This window comes from Xanthomonas fragariae (assembly GCF_900183975.1).
Taxonomy (GTDB): Bacteria; Pseudomonadota; Gammaproteobacteria; order Xanthomonadales; family Xanthomonadaceae; genus Xanthomonas; species Xanthomonas fragariae.
In genome coordinates, this window is sequence record NZ_LT853882.1 from 2,787,268 (window position 1) to 2,800,872 (window position 13,605).

At 61.7% G+C, this 13,605-nt stretch carries 10 protein-coding genes and 2 pseudogenes; 5 read left to right on the forward strand and 7 right to left on the reverse strand.

What is annotated here, in order from left to right; genetic code table 11:
• Positions 1–19: 19 nt before the first annotated feature.
• The 6 genes from PD885_RS12940 to PD885_RS12965 form a co-directional block, all read right to left on the reverse strand.
• The gene (locus PD885_RS12940) at positions 20–985 is read right to left on the reverse strand and encodes a cation diffusion facilitator family transporter (RefSeq protein ID WP_002810634.1); all 966 of its coding nucleotides are present in this window, start codon (positions 983–985) and stop codon (positions 20–22) included.
• A 318-nt stretch (positions 986–1,303) separates the two neighbouring features.
• Positions 1,304–2,191 carry a 3-hydroxyisobutyrate dehydrogenase gene (gene mmsB / locus PD885_RS12945; protein ID WP_002810636.1) on the reverse strand — a complete coding sequence of 296 codons (888 nt, stop codon included), beginning with the start codon at positions 2,189–2,191 and terminating at the stop codon, positions 1,304–1,306.
• Between the two features lies 1 nt (position 2,192).
• A complete protein-coding gene (locus PD885_RS12950; RefSeq protein ID WP_002810638.1) occupies positions 2,193–3,380 on the reverse strand; it encodes an enoyl-CoA hydratase/isomerase family protein in 1,188 nt (395 codons plus the stop codon).
• Positions 3,380–4,177, reverse strand: coding sequence for an enoyl-CoA hydratase (locus PD885_RS12955; RefSeq protein WP_002810640.1), 798 nt, complete (start codon positions 4,175–4,177; stop codon positions 3,380–3,382). Before PD885_RS12955 ends, PD885_RS12950 begins: the two co-directional genes overlap by 1 nt.
• Positions 4,174–5,355, reverse strand: a complete 1,182-nt coding sequence (locus PD885_RS12960) for an acyl-CoA dehydrogenase family protein (protein ID WP_002810643.1) — start codon at positions 5,353–5,355, stop codon at positions 4,174–4,176. The genes PD885_RS12955 and PD885_RS12960 overlap by 4 nt, the downstream gene beginning before the upstream one ends.
• 13 nt (positions 5,356–5,368) lie before the next feature.
• On the reverse strand, positions 5,369–6,874 hold the full coding sequence (locus PD885_RS12965) for a CoA-acylating methylmalonate-semialdehyde dehydrogenase (RefSeq protein ID WP_002810645.1): 1,506 nt from the start codon (positions 6,872–6,874) through the stop codon (positions 5,369–5,371).
• 137 nt (positions 6,875–7,011) lie between these two features.
• Here PD885_RS12965 and PD885_RS12970 point away from each other — a divergent pair, with 137 nt between their 5' ends.
• Together PD885_RS12970 and PD885_RS22770 are read left to right on the forward strand one after the other, a co-directional pair.
• Positions 7,012–8,397 (forward strand): helix-turn-helix domain-containing protein, encoded by a 1,386-nt coding sequence (locus PD885_RS12970; protein ID WP_002810647.1) that lies wholly within the window; start codon positions 7,012–7,014, stop codon positions 8,395–8,397.
• Between the two features lie 291 nt (positions 8,398–8,688).
• A pseudogene (locus PD885_RS22770) lies at positions 8,689–8,787 on the forward strand (DUF4982 domain-containing protein); the annotation flags it as partial.
• A gap of 169 nt (positions 8,788–8,956) precedes the next feature.
• On the opposite strand, the gene PD885_RS12980 reads toward PD885_RS22770, so the two are convergent.
• On the reverse strand, positions 8,957–9,262 hold the full coding sequence (locus tag PD885_RS12980) for a hypothetical protein (RefSeq protein WP_002810648.1): 306 nt from the start codon (positions 9,260–9,262) through the stop codon (positions 8,957–8,959).
• Positions 9,263–9,955: 693 nt separating this feature from the next.
• Here PD885_RS12980 and PD885_RS20815 point away from each other — a divergent pair.
• From PD885_RS20815 to PD885_RS12995, 3 genes and pseudogenes are all read left to right on the forward strand, one after another.
• Positions 9,956–10,321, forward strand: a complete 366-nt coding sequence (locus PD885_RS20815) for a hypothetical protein (protein ID WP_145954050.1) — start codon at positions 9,956–9,958, stop codon at positions 10,319–10,321.
• A 66-nt stretch (positions 10,322–10,387) separates the two neighbouring features.
• Positions 10,388–12,514, forward strand: a complete 2,127-nt coding sequence (locus PD885_RS20820) for a hypothetical protein (protein WP_145954049.1) — start codon at positions 10,388–10,390, stop codon at positions 12,512–12,514.
• 60 nt (positions 12,515–12,574) lie between these two features.
• Positions 12,575–13,569: pseudogene (locus PD885_RS12995) on the forward strand (IS3 family transposase); the annotation flags it as partial.
• Between the last annotated feature and the right edge of the window lie 36 nt (positions 13,570–13,605).

The following is a 13,605-nucleotide window of genomic DNA, read 5'->3' on the forward strand; positions in this document are numbered from 1 at the left end:
TTGGCGCACCACTGATCGGTCAATGGTGGTGATGCACACCATGCGCGTGTGCGTGGCGATTGCCGTCCGCAGCACCTTGTTGCGCACCCTTTGGCGTGCCGCAGGGTTTGGTGCCGCAGTCGCCGCTTTCCACTTGCAAGGTGGCGTGGGTGATTTCGAAGCGGTCGTGTAGTAGCGCGCCGAGGGCTTCGCGCAGGCGGTCGCGGTCAATGGCTTTGCTCACCACCACGTGCGCAGTGAGTGCGGGTGTGCTGGAGGCCAGTGCCCACACATGCAGGTCGTGTACGTCTTCGACGCCAGGATGGCTGATGAGTGTTTGACGCACCTGGGCCAAATCGATGCCCTTGGGGACGCCTTCAAGCAAGACATTGATCGCTTCGCGTAGCAGCAGCCAGGTGCGCGGCAGCACCCACAGGCCGATCAGCACGGCCAATACCGGATCGATCCATTGCCAGCCGGTCCAGCGGATCAGCAGCGCGCCGAGGATCACCGCCACCGAGCCGAGCATGTCGCTCCAGACTTCCAGATAGGCGCCCTTGACGTTGAGGCTTTCGTCGCTGCCGGCGTGCAACAGCTTCATCGCAATCAGATTGGTCACCAGGCCGAAGCCAGCGATCAGCAGCATACCGCTGGACGAAATGTCCTGCGGCGCACGCAAGCGTTGCGCGGCTTCCCACAGAATGTAGGCACCGACTGCGAACAACAGCGCACCGTTGGCCAGTGCACCGAGCGCTTCGAGCCGCACATACCCATAGGTGCGGCGTGCGTCGGCTGGGCGACGACTCAACCGCACCGCAAGCAGTGCGATCATCAAGCCAACGGTGTCGGTGGCCATATGCGCCGCATCGGAAAGCAGCGCCAGGCTGTTGGTGACGAACGCACCGATGACTTCCGCCAACAAGAATGTGGCCGTCAACGCGAGCGCCCACCACAACGGTGTTTCGTGGCGGATGTCGCTGGGTGCGTGGTTGTGGTCGTGTCCCATGGATGTCGTAGCCTCGTGCAATGCGCGCAACTTAAGCGCGCGCGATGTTGGAGACTATTACACCCGTGCGTGACGATATCACATCACGCGGACAGGTGGAATTTTGACATGGCGCGGCGCTGGTCACGCTACTGCGTGATAACACCGCCAACGCAGCCGGCTATCGCATGCACCGCGCCCGCGCGTGGCAAACAAGACATGGCGAGCAAACCTGCGCGTGGGTGAAAACGGCGCACTCAGAAACCGGGGGTGCGGGTGGCCCATGCCGTGCCGCGCAACGGCAGCGCCCGCCTGCTGGCAAGCGCGATGGTTTGATAACTACACCTTGGCCACTAACTTGATCACGCTGGAAAAATCCAGTGCGCCGTTACCAGCCTGGCTGTTGATCGCATAGAGATTGCGTGCCAGCTCACCGAGTGGAATCGACACGCCGGCCTGCACTGCTGACTCAGCGACCAAACCTAGATCCTTGAGCATCAGGTCGTTGCCGAAGCCGCCGCTATAGCCACGCGATGCCGGTGCATTGGGCAGCACGCCCGGCCACGGGTTGCACACTTCGGTGGCCCAGCTACGCCCGGTACTAACTGCCATCATCTGGGACAGCACGGCCGGGTCCAACCCTTGCGCAATGCCGAGCGCAAGCGCCTCGCCGGTGGCGGCCATGATCACCCCCAATGCCATGTTGTTGCACAGTTTGGCGACCTGGCCAGCACCGTTGTTGCCGACGTGGAAGATGTTCTTGCCCATCGCCTGCAATACCGGCCGGGCGCGCTCAAGCGTTTCAGCTTCGCCGCCGACGATAAAGGTCAGGCTGCCTGCCGCTGCGCCCGCAGTGCCGCCAGAGACCGGCGCATCGAGCATCGCCAGCCCGCGTGCCTGTGCGGCTTCGGCGACCTTGCGTGCGCAAACCGGTGCGATGGTGCTGCAGTCGATGACCAACGCCCCGTCGGGAATCTGCGCCAGGACGCCGGCCTCGCCCAGATACAGACCTTCCACATGTCGGCTGGCAGGCAACATCGAGATGACGATCTCGGCGCCAGCCAAGGTGTCGGCTGCCGAGTTCGCGGCGTAGGCGCCGGCTGCCGTAGCGGCGTTCAGTGCGGCTGGCACCAGATCGAACACCCGCAGCTGATGCCCGGCCTTGATCAGGTTGGCGGCCATCGGTCCGCCCATATTGCCCAGGCCGATAAAAGCGATCTTGCTCATCTCAGCGTTCACCAAGGTCAGGTGCACCAAGATCGGCAAGCGGATGCTGCGCGGCCGGCCACGGCTTAGTGAAGAAATGCGCAGCCCAGCGCGCATCCGCCTGGGCCAGCGACACCGGTTGCCATTGCGGCTGGCGGACCTTGTCGATCAACAACGCGCGGATGCCTTCGGCAAAATCGCCATGCGCAGCGGCGTGCAGGGCAACCACGTATTCGGTGCGAAACGTGTCGGCCAGTGTCGAGGTGCCGGGATGGCGCTGCAGCTCCCAGGCCAGTCGCGCCGAGCCTGGTGCGCCGGCTGCCAAGGTCGCACGCGCCGCCTGCAACCAGTTGTCCTCGCTTTGCAATGCCAGGATTGCGGCGACGACCTGATCCACCGTTTCACCGGCCACCAGTTGTTCGATCAGGGCGGCATGCAGTTGCAGCGGACCCGGCTCCAACGGTTGCGCAATGCGATGCAAAACAGCACTGAGCTGACTGCGATTGTCTTCGGCATTGCCGGTCCAGGTATGCGCGCTCAATACATCCAGCACGGCGGCGTACTGCACATGCTCCAGACGCACATCTGCCAGCCCAGCATAGATGGCATCGCTGGCATCTAGCGACGCACCGGTGAGCGCCAGGAACAGCCCTGCACCCTGCGGAACACGGCGCAGCAACCAAGTGCCGCCAACATCAGGGAACAGGCCGACACTGATCTCGGGCATGGCCAGGCGCGAGCGCTCGGTGACCACGCGATGGCTGGCACCAGACATCAAGCCGATGCCACCGCCCATGACGATGCCATGGCCCCAGCAAAGCAGTGGCTTCGGGTAAGTGTGGATGCGATGGTCGAGCCGATATTCTTCTTCAAAAAATGCTGCTACGTGCGCATTGCCGGCTGGTTGCATGCGGCGCCGCTGCACATCTGGCACCGCATCGCGATGCGCACGTATGCTCTGGTACAACCCATGCAGATCGCCGCCAGCGCAGAACGCCTTTTCGCCTGCGCCGCGCAACACCACACAGGCAATCTGCGCCTCGTCGGCCCAGGCACGCAGCTGCGCATCCAGCAGACGCGTCATCTGCAACGACAAGCTGTTGAGCGTCCTGGGTGCGTTCAACGTAGCGATGCCGATGCGATGTCCATCAGCGCAGTTGCGCTGCTCGAACAGGACCGGCGCTGCTTCGGTTGCGCTCACGTCCACCATCAGCGATCGCTCCACTGTGGCGTGCGTTTTTCCAGAAACGCTGCCACACCCTCGGCTTGATCGGCCTGCTCGAACAGATCGACGAAGGCTTCGCGCTCTGCAATCAGCGCAGCGGCGTGCGTGGCGTGGCGGGTGGACTGCACCAGACGCTTGCATGCAGCCACACTCACCGGACTTTGGGTGCCGGCACGCTGCGCCCAGGCAATCGCATGCGCACGCGCCTCCCCCGTGCCAACGACTTCTTCCACTAGTCCGATGCGTTGCGCGGTTGCCGCATCGATGCGCTCACCGAGCAGGATCATGCGCTTGGCCCAGCCTTCGCCGACCAGGCGCGGCAGATTCTGGGTACCACCGGCGCACGGCAACAAGCCCACGCTGGCTTCTGGCAAGGCCATCTGCGCGTGCTGCTCGGCAATACGCAGATCGCAGGCCAAGGCGCATTCCAGCCCGCCGCCCATCGCATAGCCGTTGATCGCCGCGATCGAGACGCCACGGAACGCGCTCAACGCCTCGAACGCTTGGCCAAACCGCCGCGCCGCCTCGCGCGCGTTGGCCTTGTCGCCATCTGCAAAGTGCTTGAGGTCAGCCCCGGCGCTGAAAAATTTTTCGCCCTCGCCGGTGATGACCAGTGCGTAGATGCGGCGGTCGGCATCCAGTGCGTGCACCAGATCGCGCAGCGCTGCAAGGCTGTGCACGGTCCAGGTGTTGGCCGGCGGATTGCGCAAGGTAACGATGGCGACATGGCCATCGCGTTCGACCTGCAGACCGGTATGGAGACGCCCTTCCCAATCGCTCATCGCAGTTCCTCCTCGCCGTTGAGAAGATGGCGCGCAATGATCATGCGCATCACTTCGTTGGTGCCTTCCAGGATGCGATGCACGCGGCTGTCGCGCAGCAGCCGCTCAATCGGATACTCGCGGATATAGCCGTAGCCGCCATGGATCTGCAGTGCTTCGTCGCAGATCGCAAAGCCGGCATCGGTGGCGAAGCGCTTGGCCATTGCGCACCACACGGTGGCATCGTGGCTGCCGGCATCGAGCTTGCGTGCAGCGGTTTGCACCATCTGCCGGGCGGCCACCAACTGGGTGGCCATGTCAGCCAGTTTGAACTGCAGCGCCTGAAAATCTGCAAGTTTCTTGCCAAATTGGCGACGCTCGCCCATGTAGCGACGCGCCGCGTCCAGTGCGCCTTGCGCCGCGCCAAGCGAACACGCCGCGATATTGATGCGGCCACCGTCCAGTGCCTTCATCGCCATCTTGAAGCCTTCGCCTTCCTTGCCGAGCAGATTGCCGGCTGGGATACGCACGTTTTCGAAAGTCACCCCGCGCGTGGGCTGGCTGTTCCAGCCCATCTTTTCTTCCTTGCGGCCGTAGCTGATGCCCGGGGCATCGGCAGGCACCACAAACGCACTGATCCCACGCGCGCCGTCTTCGCCAGTGCGCGCCATCACCACCAGCACATCGGTGGCACCGGCGCCGGAAATGAAAGCCTTGCTGCCGTTGAGCACATAGCTGTCGCCGTCCCGCTGCGCGCGTGTTTTGAGCGATGCCGCATCCGAGCCAGCCCCCGGTTCGGTCAGGCAATACGAGCCCAGTCTGGCGCCGCTGGTCATCGCTTCGCCCCATTGCGCGCGCACCGCGTCACTACCGTAGCTGGCGATAAACCAGGCAACCATATTGTGAATGCTGATGAAGGCCGAGGTGGACGGGTCGACCGTGGCGAGCTCTTCGAACACTACCGCCGCATCAAGCCGACGCATTCCCAGACCGCCCACGCCTTCGTCGGTATAAAGACCGCAAAGACCCAGCTCCGCGGCCTTGGCGATCGCCTCGCGTGGGAAGTGGCTTTCCGCATCCCAGCGCGCAGCATGCGGGGCGAATTCCTTGTCGGCAAACTCGCGTGCAGCGGCGCGGAACGCCTGTTGCTCGTCGTTCAAATCGGCGGCATTGGCCGGTAGATGGAGGGCTGCGTTCATGGTGGTCTATCGGTTATTTGAGAGAGATAGTGGTGTTGACGCCGTGGCCCAGCGTGTCGTCGTCGAACCAGCGCGCGGTCACGGTCTTGGTCTGGGTGTAGAACATCACCACCTGCTTGCCGTACGGGCCGAGATCGCCGAGCTTGGAGGCGCGCGAACCTGTGAACGAAAACAGCGGCACCGGCACCGGAATCGGCACGTTGATGCCGACCTGGCCCACGTCGATGTCTTCCTGAAACCGCCGTGCAGCTGCACCGGACTGCGTGAACAACGCGGTGCCGTTGCCGTTGGGATTGGCGTTGACCAAGCCAATGGCCTGCTCCAGCGTGGCCGCTTCCAGAATCACCAACACCGGTCCGAAGATTTCTTCGTCGTAGATGCGCATGCCCGGCCTCACACCGGAGAAGATCGTCGGGCCGACGAAGTTGCCTTGCTCGAAACCCGACACCTTCGGAGCACGCCCATCCAGTTCCAGCGTGGCGCCTTGCTCCACGCCGGAGGCGATCAGCCTTTCCACACGCTCGCGTGCCGCACAGGAAATCAGTGGACCAACATCGGTACCCGGTGCATTGCCGGCACCCAGCTTCAAGGCCCTGGCCTTGGCCACCAGCGCGGGAATCCACTGCCGCGCTTCGCCCACCAGTACCAATGTGGAGGCCGCCATGCAGCGCTGCCCGGCGGCACCGAACGCGGCACCGACCATCGCGTTGAGGGTCTGTTCCTGATTGGCATCGGGCAGCACCACGGCGTGATTCTTCGCGCCCATCATGCATTGCACGCGCTTGCCGGCAAGCGACGCGCGTCGATAGACGTGCGTGCCGACCTTGGTCGAGCCGACAAACGACAGCGCCTTGATCTCCGGGTGATCACACAACGCGTTGACTACCTCTTCCCCGCCGTGCACGACATTGAGCACGCCCTTGGGAATGCCGGCCTCCAGGGCCAATTCCACCAGTCGCATGGTCACCATCGGGTCCTGCTCGGACGGCTTGAGCACGAAGGTGTTACCGGTGGCGATGGCCATCGGAAACATCCACAACGGAATCATCGCCGGGAAGTTGAACGGGGTGATGCCGGCGCACACGCCCAGCGGCTGCAGCAGGCTGTAGGTGTCCACGCCGTTGGCAACGTTGTTGGCCAGCTCGCCCAGTTGCAGATTGCCGATCGCCGCGGCGTGCTCTACCACTTCCAACCCGCGGAACACATCGCCTTCGGCATCGGCCAGTGTCTTGCCCTGCTCGGCGCTCAGCAGCGCGGCCAACGCGGGCAGCTGTTCGCGGATCAACTGCTGGTATTTGAGAAAGATGCGCGCGCGCGTGCCGATCGGCGTTTTGCGCCAGCTGACGAACGCTTGCCCGGCCGCAGCCACCGCCGCATCCACCTCGCTGATGGTGGCGAACGGTACCTGCGCCAGCAGGGATTGATCGGCCGGGTTGACTACGTCCTGCCAGTGCGTGCTGGCGGAGACCACGAACTCGCCATCGATCAATAGGCACATGCGGGGGACGGAATCACGCATCGCAGGGCTCGCTCATTTCAAGGGAATCGGGCCAGAAAAAGCTATGGCTTCGCATTGTTCGCACCCCAACCCGGCATTCCCAGCCGCAGATTGCTTAATCGCGCTAAGCTGGCGCCACAATTTTGCGAATCTTGCGAATGCCACAGTCGCAGCCCCAACTTCGCCGCCAGCTCGGTCTGCGCCTGCAACGGCTACGTGTGCGCCACGGCCTGACCCAGGCCGAATTGGCACGCCGGCTCGGCCTGTCGCCGAGCTACCTGAACCAGATCGAGCGCAATCAGCGGCCGCTGACACTGGCGATCCAGCAGCGACTCAAGACAGCCCTGGGCGATCTGGACGGATTGCTGGATGTGGACGACCCGGCCGCCCTGGTCGAGCCGCTGGACGCGTCGCTGCGCAGCCTAGGCCACAGTTTGTCGGCCGCCGAGCTGCGCGTGCTCACCGGCAACCTGCCGCAGGTGGCCCAGGCACTATTGGACCTGCACCGCGCCCACCGGCACCTGCGCGAACGCAATGCCGCGCTGGAACTGCAGATCGGTGTCGACCATGCGGCGATGCCCTTGCTGTCGCCTGGCGAACAGGTGCGCGATTACTTCAACCGTGCACACAACTATTTGCCCGAGCTGGATGAGCGCGCCGAAGCGCTGTACGCCGAACTCGGCTTGACTCCGGAAAATCTGCCGTTGCGGCTACGCCAACGCTTGGCCGACCGCCACGGCCTGCTGGTGCACGAATCCACCGACCTGCACAGCGAAAAACGCAGCGTGGATGCGCAGGCGCGCGTGCTGTGGCTGCCCGCTCATCTACGTCCCGGCCAGCAGGCGTTTCAGATGGCCGTGCAGTTGGCATTGCTGGAATGCGCACCACTGCTGGAAGCGCGCATCGCCGATGCGGGCTTCGAAGACGCCGAACGCATCGCGTTGTCGCGCATTGGGTTGTCGAATTATTTCGCTGGCGCGCTAGTGATGCCGTACAGCCAATTCCTGCACAGCGCGCAGACCTCGCGCTACGACATCGAATGGCTGGCCGACCGCTTTGGCGTGGGCTTCGAAGCGGTCTGCCATCGGCTCAGCACCTTGCAGCGCCGCGGCGCCGCCGGGTTGCCGATCTTCTTCATGCGCATGGATCGCGCCGGAAATGTGTCCAAGCGTCACTCGGCCACCGACTTCCACTTCTCGCATGTCGGCGGTGCTTGCCCGCTCTGGATCGTCTATGAAGCCTTCAACCAGCCCGACCGCATCCTGACCCAGATCGCGCGCATGCCCGACGGCCGCCGCTATTTCTGGCTGGCCCGCCAGGTCAGCAGCGGCGCACCCGGATATGGCCGCCCGCGCAAGACCTTTGCCTTGGCGATGGGCTGCGATCTGCGCCATGCCGATCAACTGGTGTATGCGCGCGGCTGGGACCTGCATGCGGTGGACGATGCAGTGCCGATCGGCCCAGGTTGCCTGAGCTGCGAACGCAGCGACTGCCTGCAGCGCGCGTTTCCGGCCTTGCCACGGCTGCCGGCCAGCGCGCGCTAGTTGCACGATCAAGAGCAAATCGTCACCTCCGCGCAAACGTCCAGTACGCCCGCAAGTGTCGAGGTCGGCACGACCAGTCTTGAAGATGGGTTTCCGCGCAGCAGGCTTGCAGCGCCAAAATGCGTCGTTGGAGGGCAATGGCCTGGGCTTCTACCCCGAAGCTGACCCATGCAGGACAGGGAGCACACCAGCGCGATCGATCATCGTGCCAGTGCCGCGCAAGTGAACAAGCAACTCATATAACGCGGCACTCCACCACTTCGCCTATCCCGTGCGGACGCGCCAGAGCGCTTTCCCAAGCACAACTACGGGTACTACCGCGCGCAATGGACCACCGAACCGGTGCTGCATCTATTCCCGCACTGGAACTGGGACGGCCTACTGCAACCCCTTGCAAGGAGCGCTGGTCGCTGCTCGAAACAATTGACAGCACTGCATGCCGGGGCCATCACCGGCCTCGGCATTGCAATGGCGTCAAGCAAAGACATCGACGATGCCCATCAGCCATTCCGGCCTAAGCCCTTTGTATCAAGGCCCTGTGTTTGTTTAATCGGCGCACTCAAGCATCTTCAATTCCCGCACTCGAATCGCGCGGAAAATACCGATTGAGTTTTTCTTCCCACGCATTGAATTGCTCAAGCGTATAGGTGTCCATCGGACGCGGGTCGTCGGCAAGTGCTTTCTTGTGCGCCACATACGCGATGCGTTGCGACGACAACTCATCCCAGGCAATTCGCAGCGCGGCTGGGTCAGGATGCGAGACCAGTATGGCTTCCAGCAGTGTGGCCTGCGCGACGCGTGCAGCCAGCAGATCGCTGAGCGCCTCGGTGACGGCCTGCATCCATTCCTGATTACGGTTTTCCATGCTCTACACGTCGTACTTGATGGCTGGCTGGCAACCTTAGCCTGACGGCCGACACGACGATGTGCAGCAGTGGCAGCCCTCAACGGCAGAGCGCTTTTGGAAATGCCATCCCAGGGCGCGTTATGCACGTTGGGATGAGATGCATCGGTGATCAGCGGTGCGGAGCCGGTGCTGCGTGGCGCCGGCCTGGCTGACCGCCAAGGCAAGCGGCGCGGCGCCCGCTCCGTGCCGCCTGACTAACAACCCATCCGGGAAGCGGATTTTGGCGCGCCAAAACAGCGCGTGCGTTGCAGCCCAGGCGGTGGCCTGGGCAACGCGCGCAACGCAGTCTCGAAGCGCCACAGGCCGCTTCGCACTCAGCCCCAAAGGTATGCCATGCCTTATTGTCGGGCTTGCTTGTCGCGATCGGCTTGAGCGCGTCGCCGGCGCAGCGTTTATCGACGCGGCAGCGACAACATCAGCAACATCGTGGTCGCCATGACCGGCTTCGACGCTTGTTCCCCGGACAAAGCGATACGCCCATATCGAGGAAATGCGAGCCGCTATGACGGCGGAAGAAGCCGGATGCGGGGCGTGCATTGCAGCGTTGGACAGGCGCCTTGGAAACATGGATCAATGCATACGACCGGCTTCCGGAACCACTGCGTGAGGCATGGGCAGCCGAGTTCGGCGTTGAGGCTAACGTGCCAGTCGTTGGTCGATGCCTCCAGCGTCTTTTTTGAAGCCGCACAACACTCCGGCAAGGCACGCACATCGCGCACATCGCTGACCGGCGCGACATCTTCCTTGCAGCATTGTCGATTGAATGGGCGTGTGCGACCAAATGGCAACGCCGCTGCGGTCGACGATCAGCTACCGCTTGCTGCCGAGCTTGCCGTGATCGGTCCGGTTCGGGCCGGTGTCGTCGTCATTAGACTGATGACTTCAAGGTCCAATCCTTCACTCGACAAACGTTGCCAGCGCGCGTCCCCCTTGAACGCTCGCGTTGGTGTTCGGCAAACCCGCTACGCCTTCGCCATCTGCGCACCGGGTTTGCGATCGATCGATCACGATGCTTGATCATTACTTGAGAGCTGGATCGGCAGCGCTTCGACCAGACGAGAAGCAAGCTCATCGGTGGCGCCAATGCGCCAGAGTTGGCGGTTTTCAGCGGATATCCCTGAGCCGCATCAGCTTGTCAAGATCCAGCAACGAGCCGTCTTTTTCATTATGAAGCGGAGCGAAAAAATGCAGAGCACAAAGAGCAACAATCGTCGGACGCATGCGCAGAGCAGCTATCAGAGCCCGCCAGAGCAGGCCGCTGGCCAGCCGGCTGGCGCGGGCACTATTGCGTCCGGTATGTCCTCGCCCTCAGCGCCCTCTGGCGTCCTCAGCGAACTGGCAGCTCGACCAAATAAGCGCCGTCGCACCGAGGCATCTGCTGTGCGTTCGGCGCCGGGATCGGGCGCGCATCCGGCGCCGAATGTCACATCGACGCCGGCTCCCTCCTCCGCGCTGCATTACGACGGCCTGCCCCCCAACAGTTATGTGCAGCATTCTCCGCTTTGGCGCACTGATGCGCCTGAGCTCCAGGGGGCAACAGAGCAACAGCTCGCTTCTGAAGACGCCGCAGTTCATAAAGAACATCGGGCGCCAGATAATCGTCCATCAACTTCGGGCCGTAAGCGCAAAGTTCCAATTCCACTCGGCACCGGGTCGTCAGACTCCGATCTACCCTATCCAGACGACACGCCACTCATCAAGCGATTTTTAAACGGTGCCAAGGGGGAAGGCAAAGCCGAAACCGTAAGAATTTACGCCAGACTTTTTGAAGTTTTTAGCGCATGGCTCAAGCAGCAGAGCAAGGGTGGTCTGCAAGATCGGCTCTTCAAAGACGAGCTGATGCTCGATGCGGAGAAATTCCAAGAAGAGACTGGCCGCACTCATCTGATCGCAGCAATGACACATCTGCGTGCCGTGGAATCCAACGGAACGGTAACGATTTCCGCTCAATCCCAACATGTGATTCCTGAAGGTGATAAAAACCTCATCAATAATGCGCGTTCTGCTATCCCCAGCCGATGTTTGACTGAATTGCGGGCATTCAGTGCATGGCTCCATTCCAACGATAAAGGAGCATTGTGCGAAACGGGCAGACTGCAGTCGCCAAGCTTGCAAGATGACATCAACAACTTCTTAACAAGCACGAACAGGGTGAACTCGAGTGTTGTGTATACGGCACTGCGGAATCTGGATATTTTTTGCGTAAGCAAAACGCCGGCCCTGTTGAAGCAGCCTGTCTTGCGGGGAACGCCTGCCGTGCGGAGTAAATTTAATACGTCTGAGATCCATGAAGTTGACCGCCAACTCTGCGAGCAATTCAAAAATGTTTTGTCGGATTCCTTGTCGGCGTCCGGCCCCGAGAAGAGATACACTAACGGGCAAACCTACTCCAGTAGGATGTCAAGCTTTATGCGCTCTTTCAGCGCTTGGCTAAAGGCGAATCAAAAGGCGCCGATGGCGAAGCGTCTGCAAGACCCAACGCTGGATGAGGATTTGAAGCTCTTTACAGATAGCGACCGCCGAGGCGATGCCATGAAGCTGATAAGCATGCTGGCGCAAGTGCGCGATTTGTTTGCTCCTAACGCGCAGTCGCCTGAGCAGAGTAATAAGCTTCAGGCCCACGACGTCGACCGCCAACTCAGTGAGCAATTTAAAAATTCTTTGTTGGCGTCCGGCCGCGAGACGACATCTATTAACCAAGAAAATTACGCCGACATGCTGTCAACCCATATGCGCCAATTCAGCGCTTGGCTGAACAATAATTGCAAGGGGCCAATGGCGTCGCGTTTGCACGAGCCAATGCTGGAAAGGGATTTGAGTCTTTACATCCGTGGCAAGGGCTTTGGCTACAAAAGTGTTCTGAGAGACATGCTGACGCAAGTGCGCAGGATGGATCCTTTTAAGGTGCAGTTGCCCGAACTCGGAAGCGGGGCCGAACCGTCGGTGTCTTCTCACTCCTCCCTGCAGCACCCCACTGCTCCGGATGGGTTGCCGCCGGCGCCTCAACACGTCTGGAATCCCGATACGCCCGCTGAGGAGGCGACGAGACCTGCGTTGTCAACCCAGCCCGACGCGTTGAGTCCCACCTTTGAATTCGACTGGGGGGACGCACTGTATCAAGCGGATGTTTTGTCGCATGCGGATCAAAGAAAGTGGGATCTCGATACAATTTCTGAGCAGTTCATGGCACCTCCGTGGTTAGGCCAGTGATACGCCCAGGGTTTCCTAGACATCTCAAGGCCATGGAAAATGGTCAATTCGGAGGTGTCTATGAGCAGCAAGCGGTATACGGATGAATTCAAGATCGAGGCGGTCCGGCAAGTGACCGATCGTGGTTTCAAGGTAGCAGAAGTCGCGGAGCGACTGGGTGTCACCACGCACAGCCTCTACGCCTGGCTGCGCAAGTTCGGCAAGCCTGGCGTGGTGCAGCGCGCCGAGGTGGACCAGAGCGCCGAGGTTCGGCGGCTGAAGGCAGAGTTGCGTCGAGTGACCGAGGAGCGCGACATCCTAAAAAAGGCCGCCGCGTACTTTGCCAAGGGGTAAGGGCAAAGTACGCCTTCATGCAAGCCCACTGTGGGGAATTCAGGGTGTGTGCGATGTGCCGGGTATTGCGGGTCAACCGGTCGGGCTATTACGCCTGGTTGTGCTCGCCCAACAGTGAGCGCGCCAAGGAAGATGAGCGCTTGCTTGGACTGATCAAGCACCACTGGCTGGCCAGCGGCAGTGTCTATGGGCATCGCAAGATCACCAGGGATCTGCGCGATCTGGGTGAGCGTTGCAGTCGCCATCGGGTGCATCGGCTGATGCGCACCGAGGGACTGCGTGCCCAGGTGGGCTATGGTCGCAAACCGCGCTTCCATGGAGGAATGCAGTGCAAGGCGGCGGCCAACCTGCTTGACCGACAGTTCGACGTGACTGAGCCGGACACTGCCTGGGCGAGCGATTTCACCTTCATCCGCACGCATGAAGGCTGGATGTACCTGGCTGTTGTGATCGATCTGTTTTCCCGGCAGGTCGTCGGCTGGGCGATGCGCGATCGGGCCGACACCGAGTTGGTCGTGCAGGCCTTGTTGCCTGCGGTGTGGCGGCGCAAACCCAACGCTGGTTGCTTGGTTCATTCGGACCAAGGGTCTGTCTACACCAGCGATGACTGGCGCAGTTTCCTGGCGTCCCATGGCTTGGTGTGCAGCATGAGTCGGCGTGGCAACTGCCACGACAACGCACCCGTGGAAAGCTTCTTCGGACTGCTCAAACGCGAGCGGATCAGTTCAGAGTTTCCCTAAGAACCTGTTCACGATCTT

Excerpts from the sequence above, each read along its gene's own strand:
- PD885_RS12940 (WP_002810634.1), bottom strand. The coding sequence starts at position 985 with ATGGGACACGACCACAACCACGCACCCAGCGACATCCGCCACGAAACA.
- mmsB (WP_002810636.1), bottom strand. The coding sequence starts at position 2,191 with ATGAGCAAGATCGCTTTTATCGGCCTGGGCAATATGGGCGGACCGATG.
- PD885_RS12950 (WP_002810638.1), bottom strand. The coding sequence starts at position 3,380 with ATGGTGGACGTGAGCGCAACCGAAGCAGCGCCGGTCCTGTTCGAGCAG.
- PD885_RS12955 (WP_002810640.1), bottom strand. The coding sequence starts at position 4,177 with ATGAGCGATTGGGAAGGGCGTCTCCATACCGGTCTGCAGGTCGAACGC.
- PD885_RS12960 (WP_002810643.1), bottom strand. The coding sequence starts at position 5,355 with ATGAACGCAGCCCTCCATCTACCGGCCAATGCCGCCGATTTGAACGAC.
- PD885_RS12965 (WP_002810645.1), bottom strand. The coding sequence starts at position 6,874 with ATGCGTGATTCCGTCCCCCGCATGTGCCTATTGATCGATGGCGAGTTC.
- PD885_RS12970 (WP_002810647.1), top strand. The coding sequence starts at position 7,012 with ATGCCACAGTCGCAGCCCCAACTTCGCCGCCAGCTCGGTCTGCGCCTG.
- PD885_RS12980 (WP_002810648.1), bottom strand. The coding sequence starts at position 9,262 with ATGGAAAACCGTAATCAGGAATGGATGCAGGCCGTCACCGAGGCGCTC.
- PD885_RS20820 (WP_145954049.1), top strand. The coding sequence starts at position 10,388 with ATGCGCCAGAGTTGGCGGTTTTCAGCGGATATCCCTGAGCCGCATCAG.